At 35.0% G+C, this 23553-nt stretch carries 23 protein-coding genes; 6 read left to right on the forward strand and 17 right to left on the reverse strand.

The window, feature by feature from the left end; genetic code table 11:
* Window positions 1–64: 64 nt before the first annotated feature.
* The 4 genes from A4G25_RS03990 to cyoE all read right to left on the reverse strand — a co-directional run bounded on the left by A4G25_RS03990 (window position 65) and on the right by cyoE (window position 3096).
* On the reverse strand, window positions 65–505 hold the full coding sequence (locus A4G25_RS03990; protein WP_047132431.1) for a YlbF/YmcA family competence regulator: 441 nt from the start codon (window positions 503–505) through the stop codon (window positions 65–67).
* 20 nt (window positions 506–525) lie between these two features.
* Complete coding sequence (locus A4G25_RS03995) at window positions 526–1566, reverse strand: CAP domain-containing protein (protein ID WP_047132430.1); 1041 nt, start codon at window positions 1564–1566, stop codon at window positions 526–528.
* Window positions 1567–1697: 131 nt separating this feature from the next.
* Entirely contained in the window at window positions 1698–2159 is a 462-nt protein-coding gene (locus tag A4G25_RS04000; protein ID WP_015899995.1) for a DUF420 domain-containing protein, read from the reverse strand.
* A 25-nt stretch (window positions 2160–2184) separates the two neighbouring features.
* Window positions 2185–3096 carry a heme o synthase gene (gene cyoE / locus A4G25_RS04005; protein ID WP_047132429.1) on the reverse strand — a complete coding sequence of 304 codons (912 nt, stop codon included), beginning with the start codon at window positions 3094–3096 and terminating at the stop codon, window positions 2185–2187.
* Window positions 3097–3368: 272 nt separating this feature from the next.
* Between cyoE and A4G25_RS04010 the strand changes: the two genes are divergently transcribed.
* Window positions 3369–4295 carry a COX15/CtaA family protein gene (locus A4G25_RS04010; RefSeq protein ID WP_047132428.1) on the forward strand — a complete coding sequence of 309 codons (927 nt, stop codon included), beginning with the start codon at window positions 3369–3371 and terminating at the stop codon, window positions 4293–4295.
* A gap of 138 nt (window positions 4296–4433) precedes the next feature.
* Here A4G25_RS04010 and A4G25_RS04015 read toward each other — a convergent pair whose 3' ends face one another.
* The 3 genes from A4G25_RS04015 to A4G25_RS04025 form a co-directional block, all read right to left on the reverse strand.
* Window positions 4434–7883 (reverse strand): pyruvate carboxylase, encoded by a 3450-nt coding sequence (locus A4G25_RS04015; RefSeq protein ID WP_047132427.1) that lies wholly within the window; start codon window positions 7881–7883, stop codon window positions 4434–4436.
* Window positions 7884–8309: 426 nt separating this feature from the next.
* A complete protein-coding gene (gene ftsW, locus A4G25_RS04020; protein ID WP_047132426.1) occupies window positions 8310–9530 on the reverse strand; it encodes a cell division peptidoglycan polymerase FtsW in 1221 nt (406 codons plus the stop codon).
* Between the two features lie 243 nt (window positions 9531–9773).
* Complete coding sequence (locus A4G25_RS04025; RefSeq protein ID WP_015899990.1) at window positions 9774–10049, reverse strand: Fpa/YlaN family protein; 276 nt, start codon at window positions 10047–10049, stop codon at window positions 9774–9776.
* A gap of 136 nt (window positions 10050–10185) precedes the next feature.
* Between A4G25_RS04025 and A4G25_RS04030 the strand changes: the two genes are divergently transcribed.
* Window positions 10186–10668 carry a hypothetical protein gene (locus A4G25_RS04030; RefSeq protein WP_047132425.1) on the forward strand — a complete coding sequence of 161 codons (483 nt, stop codon included), beginning with the start codon at window positions 10186–10188 and terminating at the stop codon, window positions 10666–10668.
* 1 nt (window position 10669) lies between these two features.
* Window positions 10670–10858 carry a DUF2197 domain-containing protein gene (locus A4G25_RS04035; RefSeq protein WP_047132424.1) on the forward strand — a complete coding sequence of 63 codons (189 nt, stop codon included), beginning with the start codon at window positions 10670–10672 and terminating at the stop codon, window positions 10856–10858.
* Between the two features lie 131 nt (window positions 10859–10989).
* Here the strand turns inward: A4G25_RS04035 and typA are convergent, their stop codons facing one another.
* Window positions 10990–12837, reverse strand: a complete 1848-nt coding sequence (gene typA / locus A4G25_RS04040) for a translational GTPase TypA (protein WP_047132423.1) — start codon at window positions 12835–12837, stop codon at window positions 10990–10992.
* 94 nt (window positions 12838–12931) lie between these two features.
* Here typA and A4G25_RS04045 point away from each other — a divergent pair, with 94 nt between their 5' ends.
* Window positions 12932–13123, forward strand: coding sequence for a DUF5325 family protein (locus A4G25_RS04045; RefSeq protein WP_047132422.1), 192 nt, complete (start codon window positions 12932–12934; stop codon window positions 13121–13123).
* A 159-nt stretch (window positions 13124–13282) separates the two neighbouring features.
* Here the strand turns inward: A4G25_RS04045 and A4G25_RS04050 are convergent, their stop codons facing one another.
* Entirely contained in the window at window positions 13283–14104 is an 822-nt protein-coding gene (locus A4G25_RS04050; RefSeq protein ID WP_047132421.1) for an inositol monophosphatase family protein, read from the reverse strand.
* Between the two features lie 161 nt (window positions 14105–14265).
* Between A4G25_RS04050 and A4G25_RS04055 the strand changes: the two genes are divergently transcribed.
* Together A4G25_RS04055 and A4G25_RS04060 are read left to right on the forward strand one after the other, a co-directional pair.
* Window positions 14266–14877 carry a YktB family protein gene (locus tag A4G25_RS04055; protein ID WP_047132420.1) on the forward strand — a complete coding sequence of 204 codons (612 nt, stop codon included), beginning with the start codon at window positions 14266–14268 and terminating at the stop codon, window positions 14875–14877.
* Between the two features lie 202 nt (window positions 14878–15079).
* On the forward strand, window positions 15080–16423 hold the full coding sequence (locus A4G25_RS04060) for an Nramp family divalent metal transporter (protein WP_047132419.1): 1344 nt from the start codon (window positions 15080–15082) through the stop codon (window positions 16421–16423).
* A 51-nt stretch (window positions 16424–16474) separates the two neighbouring features.
* Here A4G25_RS04060 and A4G25_RS04065 read toward each other — a convergent pair whose 3' ends face one another.
* The 8 genes from A4G25_RS04065 to A4G25_RS04100 all read right to left on the reverse strand — a co-directional run bounded on the left by A4G25_RS04065 (window position 16475) and on the right by A4G25_RS04100 (window position 23454).
* On the reverse strand, window positions 16475–17275 hold the full coding sequence (locus A4G25_RS04065; protein ID WP_052766762.1) for a DUF4064 domain-containing protein: 801 nt from the start codon (window positions 17273–17275) through the stop codon (window positions 16475–16477).
* 265 nt (window positions 17276–17540) lie between these two features.
* A complete protein-coding gene (gene auxB, locus A4G25_RS04070; protein WP_047132418.1) occupies window positions 17541–18698 on the reverse strand; it encodes a lipoteichoic acid stability factor AuxB in 1158 nt (385 codons plus the stop codon).
* A 30-nt stretch (window positions 18699–18728) separates the two neighbouring features.
* The gene (locus A4G25_RS04075) at window positions 18729–19802 is read right to left on the reverse strand and encodes an ABC transporter substrate-binding protein (RefSeq protein ID WP_047132417.1); all 1074 of its coding nucleotides are present in this window, start codon (window positions 19800–19802) and stop codon (window positions 18729–18731) included.
* Window positions 19799–20611: an ABC transporter permease gene (locus A4G25_RS04080; protein ID WP_047132416.1), complete on the reverse strand. Its 813-nt coding sequence runs from the start codon at window positions 20609–20611 to the stop codon at window positions 19799–19801. Before A4G25_RS04080 ends, A4G25_RS04075 begins: the two co-directional genes overlap by 4 nt.
* Complete coding sequence (locus A4G25_RS04085; RefSeq protein WP_047132415.1) at window positions 20608–21414, reverse strand: ABC transporter permease; 807 nt, start codon at window positions 21412–21414, stop codon at window positions 20608–20610. The genes A4G25_RS04080 and A4G25_RS04085 overlap by 4 nt, the downstream gene beginning before the upstream one ends.
* Window positions 21398–22501: an ABC transporter ATP-binding protein gene (locus tag A4G25_RS04090; protein WP_047132414.1), complete on the reverse strand. Its 1104-nt coding sequence runs from the start codon at window positions 22499–22501 to the stop codon at window positions 21398–21400. Before A4G25_RS04090 ends, A4G25_RS04085 begins: the two co-directional genes overlap by 17 nt.
* Before the next feature lie 11 nt (window positions 22502–22512).
* A complete protein-coding gene (locus A4G25_RS04095) occupies window positions 22513–23052 on the reverse strand; it encodes a helix-turn-helix domain-containing protein (protein WP_047132413.1) in 540 nt (179 codons plus the stop codon).
* Window positions 23053–23178: 126 nt separating this feature from the next.
* Window positions 23179–23454, reverse strand: a complete 276-nt coding sequence (locus A4G25_RS04100) for a UPF0223 family protein (RefSeq protein WP_047132412.1) — start codon at window positions 23452–23454, stop codon at window positions 23179–23181.
* Window positions 23455–23553: the final 99 nt, after the last annotated feature.

Below are 23553 nucleotides of genomic sequence, written 5' to 3' on the forward strand. Positions count from 1 at the left end.
CTCTTAAATATTAAAAAACACCCAAATTAAAAGATACTATCTTTCAACTTGGATGTTGATATTATTAAGCATGAATTTTACATTGGCAAGTGCCGCCAGTACTGCAACCATGCATATCTGTTCTGAAGAATGGATTACCTACTTCAACTTTTACATGGTCTGAAATTGAAGTAGCTATAATCGTGATAACTTCATCTACTAAGTTCTGCAATTCTACTTCCATTTGTTTATAAGCCATAACTGTTGGAACCATCTCGTAATCACGTTTAGATTTACGCGTTGCTCTTGTCACTTGTTGATAATCTGGATGATATTTCCCGAAACGCATGACTTCATCATATTTAATTTTATTTTTCATGAATTCATTATAACGTGCAGCAGCCTCAGGATCATCATTCATTACTGAACGTGCTTTTGTATATGCCTGATAAATGTCTGAATTCAAAATCATATCACTTACTTTATCTACTTGGTCTAACACATCAATAACTTCAGTATTTATCATTCAAGTCACCCTTCTATTTCTTATTCATCAATAAATATCAATGTATAATAACCATCCATAACATCTCCGCCCATTTCGGTATATTGAGTGTTCAATAAGCGAGAACGGTGAGTATCAGAGTTTAACCAACTGTGTAATAATGTCGGTACATCATTGAAATCATAACCAACGTTTTGACCGACAGATTTAAAGTCGATACCTCTTTCATCAAGTTGCTGTTTTAAAGCACCTTCAGTAAATTCAACACTTTTATTATTCGTACTTTCATACAAGTTCACAGAGGCAATATGACCTAAATCATTATTAACTTTAAATGGCTTGAGTCCTTTTAGATTTCTAACTTGATTTGTAACCTCATACAATGTCATCAATTGGTTTACATTTTGTTCGTACGGCTCTTCTTTGTGATCATTTTCTACAGTTTTTCCATTAGACACTTTCGTCATTTGGTAAGGGTTAAATAAAACTAGTGCTTCAGCATCTAAGAATCGAACACCCACGACTTTATTATTTTGCTGGTCTATGTAGACTTGCGCGTATTCGTCTCCATATTTGATAAGCATCTGTGTCTTCATATCTTCATCAGAAAGCTCTAAATCATAGTCCTTACCATCTGCCTTAATCCGAGGCTCAGGGTTAATACTGGTATTTTCAAAAATATGTGATGTATTTTCATTAATTTTAACAGGTGAGATTTCAGCTTTGCTGCCTGTAGCATAAACAGATTTAATTTTATTATGTTTAGCAGTTACAATATAATATTGATTATTCTCTCTAAAAACATAATTTTTAAAATTATCGTGGTATTCATAAACACGGTCAGCCTGTCCAAATTTTTTCGTTAACATACTAATATCATTATTAATCCAAGTTCCTATACCTGTTTTAGGCTTAGGATTTTCGGTTTGATTATTATTTTTTTGAGTTTGCTCTATTTTCGTCGGCGCTTTCTTATTTGGATTTTCCAAAACATCAAATTTCAGCCGAGGTGAATAAAATAAATAAATAAGAAAAGTTATAAGCAATAGCACACCGATAACTTTAATAAGTAAATTCCTCATTCTCCGCCCACCTCAATATTAAGTATTATTATTGTACATGTTTATATAAACAACCCGCAAGGAATGTCTTTTATTTTTGAATAAAAGAAAAACGACTAATAACATCGTGTCATCAGTCGATTATCCTGCTATTAAAAACCAAATGTAGCTTTAAATAATGAAGTTGTTTCTCCACCCGGGTACATAACATATAATAAAATGTATACGATAATACCAGTGAAAGCAGTACAGAACCATACAATCGCTGCAATAGGCCCCATTTTTCTATGAATGTTGAATTTGTCTTTAAAAGCTGTAATGATTTGAGTCAAACCAAGCAAACCGCCAACAGTAGACAAAATAATATGGAAAACTAAGAAGAACGTATACGGTCCTTTCAACCAGTCCGGTCCACCAAAAGCAGTGTTGCCGATAAAGAAAGTTCGGCTTGCATAAATAATAAAGAATGTCAGTGCAAAGAATGCAGCAGTCAACATTACTTTTTTATGCGCTTCGATTTTACCTTTTCTAATCAAATACCAGCCAATTGCTACCAAAACGGCACAGATTTGGATACAACTTGTGCTGATAGTCGGTAATATAGGTAGGCTCATTAATCTCATCCTATCTCAAATTTATTTAAATCATATTGATTAAAGAAATTATAACAACTAATGCGAAAAATAGCACTAAATAATTTAGTGAATAAACAAACATTAGCGTTGCCCATTTCATATGATCAGATTTCTTTTTATAACTTGTAAGTCCTAAATAAATCCAACCTAAGTTTAAAAGTGTTGCCAATCCAATAAATACAGGACCTAAATCACTTAATAAGAATGGTAAAGGCAATAATAAAATCAACCAAACGAACATACCGATTCTTGTACGATTAAATCCTTTTACAGATGGTAACATTGGAATATTCGCTGCTGAATATTCATCTTGGCGTTTAATCGCTAATGCATAGAAATGGATCGGTTGCCAGCAGAAAATGACTAAGAATAAGGCAATAGCCGTCATGCTTAGTTGTCCCTCGATTGCTGTCCATCCGATCACTGGCGGTACTGCTCCTGGAAATGCTCCAATCACAGTATTCCAAGTTGTGTGTCGTTTAGACCAGATTGAGTAAAACGATACATAACCGATAATTCCCATTAAACCGATTACGCCTGATGGTATATTAAGAATAAATAATGCAATTTCTCCAATAACCATCATTCCAAAACTTAAAATCAATAAATTTTTATTTGAAATTCTGTCATTTACCGTTGGTCTTCCTTGTTTACTAGGCATAATGCGGTCAATATCTTGGTCATAATAGTTATTGAGTGCACATGCGCCTCCCATGATAAGTGTTGAACCAATCAGCATCAACAAAATTTGCGGTATAGATGATAGGAAGGAATGATTCGCCAATACAATTGCAAGCCATGAACCCGCAAATGCAGGAATCAGGTTACCTTGGACGAGTCCCATTTTAATAATCGCCTTTAATTCTTTGAAGGTAACGCGCCCAGAAGTTTGCGACAAAGTTTGTCCTTTATCCATAATGCCCCTCCTTAAAATATTCATATAATACCATGATATAGCAAAAGGTAACTATTGACTAGATTAAATAAGACAAATTTGTGACACTTTAACGACATTATAAATCGTCAATTTTGTGACACAAATTCAAAGTGTCAGCTATTAAAATCTATATTATTTATTGATATAATGTTTATAAATCTTTACAATTTATTTGAATGACAACACAGGCGAGGGCATCTTCACTTATGTCCTGCCTTTAATTATGTCAATAATCAGTGGGGTGTTTAAAATTGTTTAAAAAACGTAACCTTAAATGGTTATCAATTTTAGCAACGATTATTATGGCATGGGTACAATTAGGCGGCGCGTTGGTTACTAAAACGGGCTCGGCAAATGGTTGCGGGGCTTCTTGGCCTTTATGCCACGGCGCACTTTTACCGCAAAACTTGCCGATAGATACTATAATCGAACTCAGTCACAGAGCAACTTCTGCATTATCTTTAATCGTTGTATTATGGTTGGTAATTACAGCTTGGAAAAACATCGGGTATATTAAAGAAGTGAAACCTTTATGCATTATCAGTGTTGGATTCTTATTAATCCAAGCACTTGTTGGTGCTGCTGCAGTACTTTGGCAACAAAATGATTACGTACTTGCGCTACATTTTGGTATTTCACTTATTAGTTTCTCTTCAGTATTTGTCTTAACATTGCTTATTTTCGATGTAGACCAAAAATACGAAGCGAATAAAGTTCATATTGATCGTAAATTACGTATTTATACATGGACAATGGCAATTTGCCTTTATGTCGGAATTTATACAGGTGCTTTAGTACGTCACACTAAATCTTCTATGGCATATGGTTCTTGGCCGCTTCCATTTGCGGATTTAATTCCGCATACAGAGCAAGACTGGGTACAGCTTGCACACAGAACATTAGCATTAATTGCAAGTATCAGTGTTTTCCTAGCATTTAATTATGCCATCAAACACTATCACGACAACCGTACAATTCGTTACGGTTACACAGCAGCATTGTTATTAATCATCTTGCAAATTATTACAGGTGCTTTATCTATCTTCACACACGTGAATCTTTTAATCGCATTATTACATGCATTAATTATCACATTTGAGTTCGGCCTCATCGCCTACTTCATCTTGTTGATGTTGCGTACGACACGTGTTGAAAAAGTTAAAAATAATGCTTATTAATAATATATTATCCGTTGGTCGACTTTCCAAAGTTAACCGACGGATTTTTTTATCAAAAAATTAAAAAGCTCCCTTTAAAACATTCACTTTTCAGTGTCTGCTTTAAAGGGAGTCTATTATTACGATTTTCTATTCTGCTTATTCATCTTTTTCTAACTCTACTAATAAATCTCCTGTTTGAATACCTTCACCATCAGTCACTGTTACTTTTTTAACTGTTCCTGCAAATGGTGCTTGTACTGTTGTTTCCATCTTCATTGCTTCAGTAATCAGTAATGCTTGTCCGGCATCTACATGATCCCCTACCGCTACTTTCACCTCAGAAACAGTACCAGGCATTTGTGCTCCGATGTGGTTCGGATTTGATTTATCCGCTTTTGGTTTGATTGTCGCGTCTGTCTTCACATTTTCATCTTGAATCTTAATTTGACGTGTCTGACCATTCATGATGAAGAAAATCGTTCTAATACCCTTATCATCTGGTTCAGTAATCGCTTCTAATGTAATAATTAAAGTTTTACCTTTATCAATCTCAACTTCGACTGTTTCTCCTACATTCATACCAAAGAAGAAAGTAGGTGTATCAAGCAACGAAACATTGCCGAATTGTTCTTTTGTATTAATATACTGTTCGTAAACTTTCGGATAAATCGCATAACTGATTAAATCTTGATCAGTAACAGGTTTATCTTGTTTTGCCTGTAATTCTTCACGCAATGTCTCAAAATCAATGGCTTGCAAATATTCTCCTGGACGTTCAGTTAATGGTTTTTGACCTTTTAACACAACTTTTTGCAATTCTTTATTGAAGCCGCTTGTCGGCTGTCCGATTTCACCTTTAAAGAATGATACTACAGATTCAGGGAAGTCGAGTTTATAACCGTCTTTGATTACATCTTCTTCATTCAAATCATTTTGTACCATGTATAAAGCCATATCACCGACAACTTTTGAAGAAGGTGTTACTTTAACAATGTCGCCGAACAAGAAATTGACACGACGATACATATCTTTGACTTCGTGGAATCTATTGCCTAATCCTAAACTTTTCGCTTGTTGGTTCAAGTTAGAATACTGTCCTCCAGGCATTTCATATTGATAAATTTCAGTATTCGGTGATTTAAAATCACTTTCAAAATCACTGTAATAATGACGTACTGTATCCCAGTATTGACCTAATCTTTCTAAACCATTAATATCTGCACGCGCATCTCTGCCAAAACCATTGAGTGCATAATATAATGAGTTGGCACTTGGTTGACTTGTCAATCCGCTCATAGATGATACAGCTGTATCAATTACATCTACACCAGCATCTGCTGCTTGCTTATATACTAAAATACCATTACCACTTGTATCATGTGTATGCAAATGAATCGGCAAGTTTGTAGCTGCTTTCAATTCACCAACTAATTCAAAAGCTGCTTTTGGTTTTAATAAACCTGCCATATCTTTAATTGCTAAAATATGGAATCCTTCTTTTTCTAATTCTTTAGCTAAATTAACATAGTATTCTAAAGTGAAGACATTAGAACGTGACGGATCTAAAATATCACCTGTATAGCAAATCGCACCTTCAGAAATTTTACCAGCTTCTTGTACCGCTTCATTCGCAACCTTCATCTGATCCAACCAGTTTAATGAATCGAAAATACGGAAAACATCAATACCTGCTTCTGCACTTTCCTTAACGAATTTTTTAATAACATTATCCGGATAGTTTTTATAGCCGACCGCATTAGATGCACGCAATAACATTTGGAATAAAACATTTGGAATCGCTGTACGCAGTTTTTCTAATCTTTCCCATGGGTTTTCTTTCAAGAAATTATACGCTACGTCAAATGTTGCACCGCCCCACATTTCTAATGAAAATGCATCTTTCAAGATATCGGCTGTTTCAGAAGCAACTGCTAAAATATCGTTTGTACGTACACGTGTCGCAAGTAAAGATTGATGAGCATCTCTAAATGTTGTATCTGTAATCAGCACATCATCTTGTTTTAATAACCAATCCGCTACTGCTTTAGGACCTTGCTCATCTAACAATTGTTTCGTACCATGCAGCTGATTAATTTTTGATTGCGGAACATGTGTAATATGCGGACGCTCAAAGTCTGGTTTCGGTCGTTTTTCTACGCTTGGGAAACCATTTATCGTCACATTACCGATGTATTCAAGTGTTTTAGTTCCACGGTCTTGTGTGGCTTGAATATCAAATAATTCTGGTGTTTCTTCGATAAATTTAGTTGTGTAATCCCCTTCTTGGAATTGCTTATTTCGAATTACATTTATTAAGAATGGAATATTCGTTTTAACACCGCGAATACGCATTTCACGTAAAGAACGATCCATCTTTTCAATCGTTTGTTTGAAAGTCATCGCATGTGTTGATAGTTTTACTAATAATGAATCATAATAAGGCGAAATTTCTGCACCTTGGAAACCATCTCCAGCATCTAAACGCACTCCAAAACCGCCGCTTGAACGATAAGCAATAATATGACCTGTATCCGGCATAAAATCATTTTGAGGATCTTCAGTTGTGATACGGCATTGAATCGCATAACCTAATGTTTGAATGTCTTCTTGGTGCGGCATACCGATTTCTTCACCAAATAATGATTCACCATCTGCGACCAAAATTTGTGTTTTAACAATATCAATACCTGTAATCATTTCAGTAATCGTATGTTCAACTTGCACACGAGGGTTAACTTCAATGAAATAAAAATCGTCTCCCGATACTAAAAACTCTACTGTTCCTGCATTGACATATCCTACATTATTCATCAACTGTAGCGCTGCCTCACAAATACGTTCACGAAGGCTTTCATCTAATCCAACAGAAGGGGCCACTTCAACAACTTTTTGATGACGACGTTGAACAGAACAATCACGTTCGTATAAATGGACAATGTTGCCTTCAGAATCCCCCATAATCTGTACTTCAATATGTTTAGGTTCATTAATATATTTTTCAATATAAACTTCACTGTTTCCAAATGACTTTTCAGCTTCAGATTTCGCACGAGAAAAAGCTTCTTCAAGTTCCCCTTCGTTATTGACGATACGCATACCTTTACCGCCACCGCCGCTTGTTGCTTTAATCATCAGCGGATAACCCGCTTCTTTTGCAAACTCTGCAGCCTTATGATAATCCTCAATTGGTCCGTCTGTACCTGGAATAACAGGTAGATTTGCTTTAATTGCGGTTGTACGCGCTTTAACTTTGTCACCAAACATATCTAAATGTTTGAGCTCTGGACCAATAAAAATAATGCCTTCTTCAGCACACCTGCGTGCAAATGTTTCATTTTCACTTAAAAAGCCGTAACCTGGATGAATCGCATCTACCTCAGCATCTTTTGCAACTTGAATAATACGTTCAATATTCAAATAACTATCTGCCGGGCCTAAATCTTCACCCACTAAATAGGATTCATCTGCTTTGTTTCTATGTAATGAACCTTTATCTTCATTTGAATAAATCGCTACAGTTTTAATATTCAGCTCTGTTGCTGCACGAAAAATTCGAATTGCAATTTCTCCACGATTGGCCACCATCAATTTATTAATCTTCTTCAATTACACTTACCCCCATCTGAATTATTAGAATTTTCAAAACCTTTGTTGTGCAATAATTCCAATCAAAAACACGAACATTACTGTCCTACTTTTTGATTAGTTATTCAAAATAGAAACAGTTGGAACTTCTTTTCTCTTTCTTGTGATTCCCCTGTTTATAATTACACTTGTTCCATAATCCTTTTACTTACAGTGTAATAAACAGCATAGTTTCATTATATCATATTCAGTTATCATTCATCATAATTTTTATTTATATGTTTCTTCTAGTCCAATCATGATTACTTAATTTAAAAACCTTAACAAAAAGTTAATTATCATTGAAAATGTTTGTGTATTGTTAATTTTAATCATTATAAAGTTTACATTGTATACAAAAAAAGAGATCGGATGCATTTTGAAATACATCCTAATCTCTGTTTAAATTCAATATTTTCTTGGAATATCTACATGTTGCTGTTTTGCTCTTTTTTTATCTAACTTAATCTGCTTAGCTGTAATTAACAAGAGTCCGAGCGCTATACTTAACGCAATCATTGAAGAACCACCAAAACTAATAAATGGTAACGGCACCCCTGTTAATGGAATTAGTGCTGAAATACCGCCTAAGTTAACGAAAGTTTGACTTCCGATATAACTTGCAACCCCTACACAAACAAGTTTATAAAAATATGACGTCGTTTGTGAAGCTAATTGGAAAGCACGATAAACAATGAAGAATAAAAGTCCGAGCACAAGCAGACCGCCTATCAGTCCTAACTCCTCACAGATTACTGCAAATATAAAGTCGGTATGCGGTTCAGGTAAATAACCAAGCTTTAAAACACTGTTTCCAAGTCCCTTACCAAATAATCCGCCATTACCGATGGCCATAAGAGAGTTTGCCACATGGTAACCTGTACCTGATTCATATTTAAATGGATCTGTGACGATACTGAAACGTGCCACTAAGTATGAAGGCAACCAACCAAATAATGCTGCACCTCCGAATATAACAATACCTAGTATAAAGATACCTAAACCATATTTCAGCAGTTGTTTTACCCAAATACCTGCATAAAATAAAATTGAAAAGAATATGATTAAAATCAGCATCGTTTGACCGACGTCTTTTTGCAAGAATACCATTCCGACGCAAGCAAGAATAAAGATAACCGGTCCTCTAATCAATTTAGAATTTGTAAATACTTGCGGTCGCTTTTTATTTATCATGTAAGGTAAATATAAAATGATGGCAATTTTTAATAGTTCCGATGCTTGTAAATTCATAAAACCTAAATTAATCCAACTTTTAGAACCATTTATGTTTTTCCCTATTAAAAGAGTTGCAAATAATAATAGGAAGATAATAAGCATCATACCTTGCTGTACTCTTTTTTGCTGCAAGAATTTTACATTCATGAAAAAGGCCATAAAGAATACAATAACAAAACTCATAATGACATACATTAACTGGCGTGTATAAAAGTATGTACCTGAAACCGGGACACCGCCTGTTAAAGTACCTTTCGTTGCAGCTACCATACTTGCGCTATATACCATAATCAAGCCGATTAAGCATAGTGTTATGTAAGTAATGACAAGCGGATAATCGATAAATTTCGAGTATTTTGCCACATGTCGAAATATTGCTTTTAAATTATTCATTTTAATTAATCATCCAATTCTAATATCTGAAGTTATTCCAATCATTTCACTAATTTCTTTATGGACTTTCTTCAAATTTATGTAAATTAAATTTACAATCTCTCTTTATAGAACCATAGATACACAAATTTATGCAAGTGATTTCCATCTAGTCCGAAAAGAAAAATCGGCTGTATCCAATCACAAAAATGATGGACGTACAGCCGATGATATGTCTTAAACAGGTGCTGATATGTTAAATAATCAAACGTTTGTAAACGCTTCGTGAAGTTTAGACAATTCTTTTTCAAGACGCAACATAATTTCTTTACCCATTTCAATATCAATAAGGCCTAAATTAGCTGCAAAGTCTACTTCTTTTTGCAAACCAAACATTTGTGTATCTAAAACTTCTTCGTATAGTGGACATTGCGGCAACGTAAGATTGTCCATCTGTACTTTAATCAATTGTAGGATGCGGTCTGCATCTTTATTTAATTGGTCATATGCCGCGTTATTTATACTGTTCGTTTTAGCCATGACATACTCCCCCTATCATTTGTTGTCATATTAAAAATTTTAGCCTACTCGATACTAAATTGCAAGTAAATTTCAATCCATACATTCTAATCTGTGTTATCATATACTCAGATATGATAAAGGGGAGCGCTTAATAATGATACAAATCAAGGGTAACGTCAAATTTCCAATCACATTAGACAGTACAACTTGGATTTTTGATGATCGTAAAGTCAAAATTGAAGACTTAGAAAATGGTGTATTTGAGGGTACGAAACCAATCGAATTTCAAAATAACCGTGCATGGAATCGTGCAATTTTAGAAGGACAAACGAATCCTCCTACTTTAAACTCAGAAACAAAATACAAAAAACGTGCAATGATTGAAGATACTTTCGTCATTAACATGACACCTTTCTTTAAAAATGCGGAACCTAGTGAAAACGCTACAGCAATCCGCTTATCAAATGATGAAGATTCTATCGAAATTCCAATCAGTTTATTACCGTACCTGTTCTTTAAATTTGCAGATCATGGTAAAAGATTGTATGAAGACAGTGGTGTTGATAGTTTCATTTACATACCTGAAGAAGGTTACTCACATGAATTTAAACATGTGATATATATCGAGGTGGTATAATTTGAAAAAAGTACAGTGTATCATTTGTGATACCGAAGTACTCATTGATGAAAACACTTTAGAAGCAAAACAGCTAAAAAACAATCCTATTCGCACTTTTATGTGCGGGGAATGTAAAAGCCGTTTAGATGTGCCGAAACAACGTCACAATTTATATAAAGACAACAATGAATTTCACATCGAAGAATAAAGAAATGCCGGATACTTTGAGTTTCCGGCATTTCTAATTTAGGTAAAAACACTTAATATATTTTACAATTCAAAAAAGCTGTACAGCTCAACTCTTTCAAAAAGTTTTGCTGTACAGCTTTTTTAAATTTATTATTCGTCTTCTTGCATCATTTGTTTCACACGTTTCGCTTCTTTTTCACGTTGTGCTTTATTTAAGATTTTCTTTCTCAAACGAATATTTTCAGGTGTTACTTCTAACAATTCATCATCATCAATAAATTCTAACGCTTCTTCAAGTGTTAAAATACGTGGACGTTTCATTGTTTCAGTTTGGTCTTTTGTTGCTGAACGTACGTTGGTTTGGTTTTTAGTTTTTGTAATATTAACTGTTAAGTCATTATCACGGTTGTTTTCCCCAACAATCATACCTTCGTATACTTCAGTACCAGGTTCCATGAAGTTTGTACCGCGATCTTCTAAACCGATAATAGCGTATGCACTTGCTTTACCTTGGTCCATTGATACTAATACACCGTTACGACGGCCGCCGATGCGTCCTTTAATACGTGGACGGAATTCTTCGAAAGTATGGTTGATAATACCATAACCGCTTGTCATTGACATAAATTCAGTTGTGTAACCAATTAATCCACGTGCTGGCACCATAAAGATTAAACGTGTTAAACCGTTATCAGTTGTAACCATGTCTAACATTTCACCTTTACGTTGACCTAATGATTCAATAACTGCACCTGCATTTTCTTGAGGCACTTCACATTGTACACGTTCGAATGGTTCGCATAATTTACCATCAATTTCTTTTAAGATTACTTGCGGTTTAGATACTTGTAATTCATATCCTTCACGACGCATATTCTCGATTAAGATAGATAAGTGTAATTCACCACGACCAGCTACTGTCCAAGCATCTGGTGAATCTGTTGGTGTTACTTTCAATGATACGTCTGTTTCAAGTTGTTGATCTAAACGGTCTTGAATTTGACGTGCAGTTACGTATTGACCTTCACGACCCGCAAATGGTGAGTTATTAACACGGAAAGTCATTTCTAATGTCGGCTCATCAATACGTAATACTGGCAATGCTTCTTGGTTATCAAGCGGTGTAACAGTTTCACCTACGTTGATGTCTTCCATACCAGACACTGCAATTAAATCACCGGCATGCGCTTCTTGGATTTCTTCACGTTTCAATCCGAAGAAACCGAATAATTTAGTCACACGGAAGTTTTTAACACTGCCGTCGAGTTTCAATAACGATACTTGGTCGCCGACTTTAATTGTTCCTCTGAACACACGGCCAATACCGATACGTCCTAGATAGTCATTGTAATCTAATAACGCAACTTGGAATTGTAATGGTTCTTCTCTGTTATCTTTTGGTGCTGGGATTTCTTCAAGAATTGTTTCATATAATGATTGCATATTCTCATCTTGAGTTTCAGGGTCTAAGCTTGCTGTACCGTTTACCGCTGAAGCATAAACCACAGGGAATTCTAATTGTTCGTCGTTTGCTTCTAATTCGATAAATAAGTCTAACACTTCATCTACAACCGCTTCAGGACGTGCTGAAGGTTTGTCGATTTTATTTACAACGACAACTGGTTTTAAGTTTTGTTCTAACGCTTTTTTCAACACGAAACGTGTTTGAGGCATTGTACCTTCGTAGGCATCAACAACTAATACAACACCATCTACCATTTTCATAATACGTTCAACTTCGCCGCCGAAGTCAGCATGTCCTGGTGTATCTAAGATATTAATTCTAGTGCCTTTATAATCAACCGCAGTATTTTTCGCTAAAATTGTAATACCGCGTTCTCTTTCTAAATCATTTGAATCCATTGCACGTTCGTCAACGTGTTCATTCTCACGGAAAATACCAGATTGTTTTAATAATTCATCAACTAAAGTTGTTTTACCATGGTCAACGTGAGCGATGATAGCAATATTACGAACGTCATTTCTTAAATTTGTCATACTAAATTTCCTTTCTTGAGTAAATTCCCACTTCAATTTGCAACTTTTTTATTATATCATATTATTGAGCAAAGAATAATAAGGTGGGGTTTGAATGCAGAAAAAAAAATCACATGCGATTTTTTGGGTATACACTGTTCTAGCAGTTCTGTTCCTTTTACTGTTCAGTTTCAGTATTGCCGCTAAGAGTTTACCATTCTCAATCATTACATTTGTAATCATGATTGGTATCTTTGGCGCAGGATTTGCTACGAAAAAGAAATACCGAGAAAATGGCTGGTTATAACTCGTCATATTTGTAACAAAGGTATCCATTTATTGCAGTACCCTGCATAATGGAGATTACTCATAAATTTCAGTCAAAAGAAAAAGGTTGGGTTCATGCCATGCAGCAGATGAGCAGATTACTGCTCATTTGCCTAATGCATACATGGTCCCGACCTTTTTATTGTTTGTATCTTGCGTGCAGCGCTTCAAGTGTCTCTCTTTCTGAAAGCATGTGCTTATTCAAAATTTCTTCATGCACTGCTTTATTACCGACAAGTACAGAATGCGGTTGTGTCAGATCTAAAGGTTTTCCTAATAAATCTGAACCTACCCCGCCTACTTCATTTAAAATAATCAAACCGCCTGCAAAATCCCAAGGCTGTAATCTTGGCGTCATATATGCAGCGAGTTTGCCTCGCGCAACATTAACGATTTCTAAAGCTGCTGAACCGTATGCCCGTGCGGTTCTCGCATCATCTACTACCTTTTTGAATATAACACCTATTTGCGGCTTTGTTAACCAGTTTGGATTAATTCCAATTAAACTTTTCTTTAATTCACTGTCTGCAATCGGTTTCAATGGGTGTTCATTTACAAATGCACCCTCACCTGCTTTGGCATGATATAATTTGTCGTTCATAACATCATATACAAAACCAGCATAAGGTTTACCGTCATTATATATACCAATAGAGATTGCAAAATTTTCTTGCTGATGCACAAAATTCAATGTGCCGTCAATCGGATCAATCACCCATACGATGCCTTCAGGTTTTAATTCAGACATAGGCTTGCCATGTCCTTCTTCCCCTATCACCTGTGCATCTGGATAATTGTCGATGATATTATTATAGATAAAATCTTCTGTCGCTTTGTCGACATTTGTTACTAAGTCATTAGGATTAGATTTTGTTTCAATATCAATTTCTTCTTGCATCATTTTTCGAATATTGTTACCCGCTTCAATCACGAGTCCTTTTGCATAATCATATACTGCCACTTGCGAACACCCCTTTATTGATATTACGAACTACATCGTTACTAACATAACATTTTCACTTTCATACACATGAAATTATACCGTCCTCAATTGCATCTGCTCTGATTGGGTATTAAAACTATGCTACAATATCTTCAATACACCTACATAGGAGGTACATCATGTCTAAATACACATTTACTCAAAAAAACTTTAAAGTCTTTGAAGTGCCAGGGTTAGAAGGACGCATGTCAGCAATAGAATCAGAAATTCAACCTAAACTGGCGGCACTTGGTGAATATTTCACAGATTTCTTAAATACCCACACACCTGACGAATTCTATGCACATATTGCCAAACATGCGCGACGTACGGTTAATCCACCTAAAGATACTTGGGTCGCCTTTTCTACTAATAAACGCGGTTATAAAATGCTACCTCATTTTCAAATCGGCTTATATGAGGACCAAGTCTTTGTAATGTTCGGTGTGATGCATGAAGCGAAAAACAAAAACCATTATATTGAAGTTTTTGAAAAGCACTTTGATGAGATTGAAAACCTGCCGGATGATTATCGTATTTGTACAGATCACGTTAAAATGGAAAAACCACTTATCAAAGATCTTACGACCGATGAATTAAAAGAAGCATTGCACCGTGCACATCAGTTGAAAAAAGGCGAATTTTTCATTGCACGTACATTATCCCCTAAAGCGCCTGAACTTAAAACTGATAAAGCTTTTAAAAGTTATCTAGAAGATACTTTTGATCATTTACTTAAGTTTTATTCATAATAGCATATTTAAAAGCTTATAACTACACTCAGGATTATTTTAGCGCCTTTTCTGTGTTAACAGGCAAGGTGCTTTTTTATTTTGTGAAATTGTATCGCCCTCCGCTAAAAAAGCGTTCACATTAAATTTTTAGGTTGACCTAACTTTATTTTTACTTTATTATTGAACAATATTAGAAGTATTAGAAGCGGAGGTGACCTTCTTGAGCAAAAGACAGGTCAAATATGATACTGACAGCTTAGATGAAGTAAACAATTCTGTCAGCTTTAATTCCAACAGCAGTATTAAACAAAAGTTCTTGTCTTTCTTAGGACCAGGTTTACTTGTCGCTGTTGGCTATATGGACCCAGGGAACTGGATAACATCTATGCAAGGCGGCGCGAAATATGGATATATTTTATTATTTATAATCCTTATTTCAAGCTTATCTGCAATGCTCTTACAAAGTATGACGGTAAGATTAGGTATTGCTTCTGGTTATGATTTAGCACAAGTCACTAAGCATTACTTGAACAAACCATTAGGTTATGTATTCTGGATTATAGCTGAACTCGCAATTATCGCAACTGATATCGCTGAAGTCATCGGCAGCGCAATTGCACTTGACCTATTATTCGGAATCCCATTACTCGTCGGCGCAATTATTACTGTCTTAGATGTATTTATACTATTATTCATTATGAAATTCGGCTTTAGAAAAATCGAAGCCATTGTCGGTGCGCTTATTTTTACAGTATTGGCAATCTTTATTTTTGAAGTTTATATCGCTTCTCCAGATGTAAACCGTATTTTGAACGGATTTATACCAAGCAGTAAAATTATTACAGAGCACGGTGCGTTATATATTGCATTGGGTATTGTGGGTGCAACAATCATGCCGCATAACCTCTATTTACATTCATCAATTGTACAATCGCGAACTTATGACAGAAAAGATGAAGGCTCAAAAGCACAAGCAATCAAATACGCAACGATTGATTCAAATATTCAATTGAGTATTGCATTTATTATAAATTGTTTGTTGCTAGTATTAGGGGCTGCTTTGTTCTTTGGAGGCAATTCTGAAAGCTTAGGCGGATTCTACGACTTATACCATGCATTGAAGACACAACCTCTTTTAGGTGCTTCATTAGGTGGTCTGATGAGTACATTATTTGCTGTCGCTTTATTAGCTTCAGGACAAAACTCTACAATCACAGGGACTTTAGCAGGCCAAATTGTAATGGAAGGATTTATCAACTTAAAAATTCCTAACTGGTTGAATCGTTTAATTACACGTGCAATCGCAATAATACCTGTTATCGTATGTTTAATTATTTTCCATGGTAATGAAGCCATGATGGAACAATTACTTGTATTTTCTCAAGTGTTTTTAAGTATTGCGTTGCCGTTTTCATTAATACCATTACAACTTGCAACCAACAACTCAGACTTAATGGGACGCTTTAAAAATAAATTATGGATTAATATCGTATCTTGGACATTAATCGTCATACTTAGCGTTTTGAATATCCACTTAATTATTCAAACTTTCCAAGAGCTTTAATCTTAAAAAAGTAATCCTCGACTCTTAATTGAATCGAGGATTACTTTTTATTTAATCTTTCTTATCATCATTTAAATCATGACGGCTTGGCTTTTCGTCATCATTACGTCTACGTTGGCTTGTTAAATCATTGTTGCTGACATCTTCTTTTTTATCTTCATAGAATGTTTCTTCTCTTTCTTCAGAGAATTCAGTTCCATTCTTATCATAACCACGCGTCTCAGAATAGATACGTTTTTCTTCTGGACCTTGATTATCATTTTTTTGATGACTTTCATCATGCTTTTTGCCGCCTAAAATACCACTTTCCCGTCTTTCTCTTTCTTTGCGATTGTGTTCTGCATGTTCTGCTTCAGAAAAATGTTCAGGGTCTTCTAAGTTAGGATCTACTTTACCTTTTTTATGAGCTTCATCTAAATCATCATACTTACTTGTCGTAGCATCAAAATAACCATGTTCTCTATCATATTCTTGGTTTTCAAAATGTTTTTTCTTGCTTCTTCTTACAAATAACATAATACCTGCAATGAAGAATAAAATTGTTGCAATAAAGTTTGATAAGAATATGCCGGCAATTGCTGCGATAACAAGTAAAACACCGCCGAGAATACGGCTCTTCTTACTTAATACAATACCTACTGCAGCAATAATTGCTACAACAATCAATGCGACTGCTTCAAAAATCATTGATTGTTCTAAGTAAGTACCAGACATACTTGAATCGCCTTGTTTTAATAATATTTTAGATAAAGTACCTTTACCTAACGTTAAACCTATAAGGAATAACAATGTATAAAGTAAAGTTAGTCCTACACCAATCCAACCCAACACTCTCTCTAGTTTTCTATTCATGGAATTACCCTCCTGATTAGGCAAGATCGAGGTTGCTTGATTACGTTATACTCTCTATGCTAACCTCGGCCATTAAATTAAGGCCATTTGAACTGGTCTTATAATCGTAAATACCCTATCAAATAGTGTTTAAGCATGCATAGTTTCAAATTACAACTAATAATTTAATTAATTCCTTTAGGTTTCTTTAGGTTGATGAGGCTAAAAAATAACGGTTATGCCTCACCCTTAAAAAGGGTTGACATAACCGTTACTTATTTTCTATTTATTTTTCTTCTTTCGTTTCATCTGCTTTTTCTTCAATACTATCTTTAGTTGTATTGTCGTTTGATGGTTGTTCTGTTTCTTCAGGCTTGCTTTGGCTGAACGAGCGACGTTCTTCAAAATTCATACGACGCTGGTTCACAGCACTTGGTCGTTGTTTACGTAATGCTTTCGCACGTTTTTTACGTTCTTTCTTTTCACGTTTACGCGCTGCTTTTTCTTCAGGTGTTTCTCCTTTACGTGGTTCATTCACACGGTTTTGAACTTCTTCCGGCTCGTTGTTGCCTTCAATTTCATCAATACGTGCTTGTTCACGTTCATATTGATCCATTTCTTGCTGCTCTTTGACTTCATCAGCTGATTTTTGTTTGTATTTAGCTTGACGTGAAAGAAATTGCGGCTCTTCTTCAGGATTATCAGTTTCTTGTGTATCTATGCGGTCGTTTTCTGAGTCTCCTTTAAAGTTAGAAGCTGCATAAGCAGGTTCTTCAGCCTCTTTTTCAGGATGATAAACGCGAGTATCATCTTCCTCTTCAGCAAGTTCTCTGTCACGTTTTTCATAAGAAGGTTCGTGACGTGGACGTCGACCAGCATCCTCATATCCTCCATGATAACCTCTTTCACGTTCATAGTAATCATCATGTCCATAATCACGATCATATGGTCCATAACCGCCTGGATAATAAGGTACTGTTTCAACGCGATCTTTACGTGCAAACATCATGATTGCTACGATGAAGAAGAGTACTGGAATTATTACTGTTGCAAGTAATAAAACAAGCGGTAATGTAATAATTGATGCAATTAAGAATAGAATTCCTGATAACACTCTAATATTCATAGAAATAAGAGCTAAGAATGATATTAATAAGCACACAATGAGGTATACAATAACTGCCCATATTCCGTTTTGGAGCCAAATAACAAATTGCGTTGTATTGAGTCCATTATTAGTCAAAACTTGTTGTGCAAATTCATTATTGGTTAATGTTTGTTCTAATTTTTGAATAGATGTGTCATTGCTGAATGAAACAAGTGCAATAAACATCGTTGCTACTGTAAGTAGCAATAACCCTATCCAGTTCAGCCACCCCAGTACTTTTTCAGCCACTCTGCTCACTGGCCGTCTAATTTGTGTGTATTGTGGTTCTCCAGACATCACTAACACTCCCTATTACATTTTACTTATCTATTGTAACGTCATTTTAAAATTCAAAAAATGCTCGTTATAATCACTTAGAATATCTTTACCCAAATCTTTATATACTTCAAGCCTATTTTGAGTATCTTTTGTTGGATAAAATCGATGATCATTTCGAATTTCAGCTGGTAATTTTTGTGCAGCTGCTTTGTTTGGTGTCGCATAACCGACCCATTCTGTATTCTGCTTACTATTTTGCGCATCTAACAAGAAATTGATAAATTGATATGCCCCTTCTTTATTTTGAGCTGTTTTAGGGATTACCATATTATCAAACCATAAATTAGAACCTTCTTTTGGTACCACATAATTGAATTCAGGATGTTCTTGGACAATCGGTGCTGCAGTACCACTCCAAACAACAGCAATATTTGCTTCATGTTGTTCAAGCATCATGGTAACTTCATCTCCGACTACGCCTTTGACTTGCGGAGCGAGGTGGTTCAAGTCATTTTCCGCTTCTTGCAGATGCTTCGGATTTGTATCGTTAAGACTGTATCCTAATTTATTTAAACTCATACCCATAATCTCTCGGGCACCGTCCACTAATATAATATCATTTTTAAACTTAGGATTATATAAACTATGCCAACTTGTAAAATCTTCTTTTGGATAAGCATCTTTATTATAAATAATTCCTACTGTTCCAAAAAAGTAAGGCACTGAATAGCGATTGTGTCGATCATAATCCATATTCATATAATTAGAATCTAAATTTTTCATGTTCGGCAGTTTTTGATGATCTAACGGTAATAATAAATAATCTTTTTTCATCTTTTGAACTGTGTATTCGCTAGGAAAAGCCACATCATAATGCGTACCGCCATTTCGTATTTTTGCTTCCATCGCTTCATTTGAATCAAACGTTTCATATACTACCTTGATTCCAGTCTCTTTTTCAAATTTCTTAATTAGATCAGGATCGATATATTCTCCCCAATTATAGACATAAATCTTTTTTCCTGTTTTTTGATTATCTTCTGAACTATACCATTTACTAAGACCTAAAAATATGAGACCCAGTATCAATGCACCAACAATTAGTTGAACAAATTTTTTCATCGCATGATACCTCGCTTCACTGAAAGTCTGTGTTTAGTAAATCGTTGTACAAGATAATAACCTAAAATACCGACAACAATCACCATAAAGATTAATGTTGAAATTGCATTGATTTCCATACTGATTCCTTTGCGAGCCATCGCATAAACTTCAACAGATAATACACTGAATCCATTACCCGTCACGAAAAAGCTTACAGTGAAATCATCTAGTGAATAAGTAAGAGCCATGAAAAATCCAGCAATCACAGCAGGCATCAAGTTAGGCAGCATCACACGGTTTAAAATCTGCCATTCACTCGCACCTAAATCTCGTGCAGCATCAAACATATGCTGATTCATATCATACAGCTGCGGCAAGATAATAATCACAACAATCGGTATACAAAAAGCAATGTGAGAAACGAGCACAGTCCAAAATCCGAGCCCTAGTCCTGTAAAATGTCCGATAGCTGTGAACATAATTAAAAATGATGCACCAATTACAACATCAGATGAAACAAGCAATACATTATTCAATGTCAAGAAAGTTAAGCGCAATTTCTTTTGGCGCAATTGATACAATGCAATTGCACCCAGTGTACCGATAATTGTTGAAATAGAAGCAGCCAACAATGCTACTGCTATCGTATTAAAAAGAATCGACATCAGACGGTCATCTTGAAATAGCGTTTGGTAATGCTCTAAAGTAAACCCTTCAAAGTGAATCATGTTGCCCGCTGAGTTAAACGAATATACCATTAAGAAAATAATTGGAATATACAACCCAATAACTAATAAACCAAGATATAATTTACCATACCATTTCATGAGCGTCTGCCCCCTTCATTACCGGACTTCGTAATAATCAGAACTACTGCCATAAAGACAATTAGTGCAATCGCAATGGTAGAACCCATACCATAGTTTTGTATTACTAAAAATTGTTCTTCTATAGATGTCCCGATATTCATCACTTTGTTTCCGGCGATTAAACGTGTAATCATGAAGAGCGACAAGGCAGGAATGAATGTTACTTGAATTCCTGATAACACGCCTTCTTTAGTAAGCGGTAAAATAATTTTTCTAAAAGTCGTCCATTTTCCCGCTCCCAGATCACTTGCAGCTTGCAGTAAATTTTCAGGAATTGTTTTCATACTATTGAAAATAGGCAAAATCATGAATGGAATATAAATATAACTTGCAACAATAACAAAAGCAGGCGCTGTAAATAGTAATTCTGCTTTCGGAAGATGCAACCAACCTAAAATTTGATTGATAATACCATCATGACTGAAAATCCCGATAAATGCATACGTCTTAAGAAGTAAATTAATCCATGTCGGGATAATGAGAATCAATATCCATAAGTTTTGATTGACAGAATTACGAATAAAATACGCTGCCGGATAACTGATAATTAAAGTAACAATTGTAATGATAGCCGCATACAAAATTGAATATGCCATCATTTTAAAATAGCGCATTGAAAATATCTGCTCATAATTCGTAAAACTGAAATGTCCGTGTATATCGATAAATGAAAAGTAAACAAGCAAAATAACCGGAATAATAATGAAACCAATCATCCAAATGATATAAGGAATAAACAACCATTTATTCATCTTGCTCATTGTCTGTTTCCTCATAACTTTCTATACGTTTATCAAATTCTTCCTCTGTTTCACCCGGCACCATGATATGAATTGCTTCAGGTTCAAAATAAAGACCTACCGTGCTGCCCACTTCAGCTTTTTTAGTTGTTTGAATCATCCATTCATAACCTTCTTGGTCAATACAGTTGATTTCATAATGCACACCTCTAAAAAGCATGGCATCCACTTTTGCTTGGAATAAACTTTTATCAGGTGTTGTGATTGTAATATCTTCCGGACGAATAACTACTTCAATTTTTTGACCTGATGGAATTCCCATATCCACACATTCAATATCTTTATCATAGATATTTACAAGATAGTCTTGAACCATAGTCCCTTCAATAATGTTAGATTCTCCAATAAAATCTGCTACGAAGCGATTCACAGGTTCATCATAAATATCTATAGGCGTACCGAATTGCTGAACTTTACCGTCTTTTAATACAACGATATAATCACTCAAAGCTAAGGCTTCTTCTTGATCATGTGTCACAAAAATAAATGTAATACCAAGACGTGATTGCAACGCACGCAATTCATACTGCATTTCTGTACGCAACTTTAAATCAAGTGCTGATAGAGATTCATCTAATAATAAAACTTCAGGTTCATTGACGATAGCTCGAGCAATAGCTACACGCTGCTTTTGCCCACCGCTCATTTCATCAATATTACGGTTTTCATACCCTTCTAATTTAACCAGTTTCAGGGCTTCTTTTACCTTTTCCTTAATTTCTGTATCTTTCTTTTTCTTTAACTTCAAACCAAATGCAATATTGTCATATACATTTAAATGCGGGAAAAGCGCGTAATCTTGGAAAACAGTATTCACTGTACGTTTATTTGCGGGTATTTTATTAATTGACTTTCCTTGATAAATAATAGAGCCAGAATCTGCTTGTTCAAACCCTGCAATTAATTTTAATACGGTTGTTTTTCCACAACCAGAGGGCCCTAAAAGTGTATAAAAATGTCCTGATTCGAAGTCTAAATCAATATCTTTCAATACTTGTTGGCCATCAAATTGTTTGCTGACTGATTTTAAAGATAATAATGGTGCCATCATTGTTCCTCCTATAAATATGACGCAGTCGCAACAATCATTGCCTTTGCGTAAAAATCTGTAGTATTTGAAAGCTGATGCTTTTCTTCTGCTTTAAAATAAAGCGCATCCCCTTCGTTTGCAATATATGTCTCTTCGCCTAAAGTTAAAGTTAGTTCTCCTTCAAAACAATAAATAAAAGTGTCTGATTCGGATGGTTTGAATGTTTTGTATGAAGTATTAGGACGAAGTGTAATCAGCAACGGCTCCATTTCAAAATCATTAGAACGATTAATAGGCCAATTTAAAATATAACCTTCGTCATATTCATCATATACAGCTTGTTCTGCTTTTGGATATAACACTTTCTCTTTGGGCTTCTCTTTAAAAAATAATTCTGGTGAAGTGCCGAGTACTTCTAACAAATGCAAAAAGGTTTCCATGCTGGGTGAAGACTGACTACTTTCAATCTGTGAAATATAACCTTTTGATAAATCTGTACGTTCAGCTAATTCTTCTTGTGTTAAATTTTTAATTTTACGTAAGTTACGCAGTTTCTGACCAATATTCAAACTGTTCACCTATAACTTTCTATTCCATTTTTAAAATGAAAAAACCTGGATTTGTTTACTTTTACTAAACATTAAGTTTAATGCTTAATAAAAATACCAAAATCCAGGTGAATTTACAATACTAAATTATTCATTTGCGCTGAAATATTTTTCATCAGGATTATCTTTGACTAACTTCACAACTTTATAGCTGTTGTAGCCGCTGCTTTTTTCAAAATCATCAAAGATATTTTTTTCATCCGCTTTGCCAGGGACTACTTTTTTAAAGTCGCTATATGCATTTTTCAAAGCAGATCCTTCTACTTTTCTTTCATAATAATCTTCAATTTTATTAAAGAAATTAATGACCGCAAGCATTTCATCTTGTGACCAATCAACATCGATTGGATATTGATATTCCATATAGACATCCTCCTTTTATGGGTGTTGAATTCTTTTGTATTATACCACGCTTTAAACTGTTTCAAAGATAAGAAAAACCGCCGAGCAGTTACTCGACGG

This window comes from Staphylococcus condimenti (assembly GCF_001618885.1).
In the GTDB taxonomy this organism is placed as follows: domain Bacteria; phylum Bacillota; class Bacilli; order Staphylococcales; family Staphylococcaceae; genus Staphylococcus; species Staphylococcus condimenti.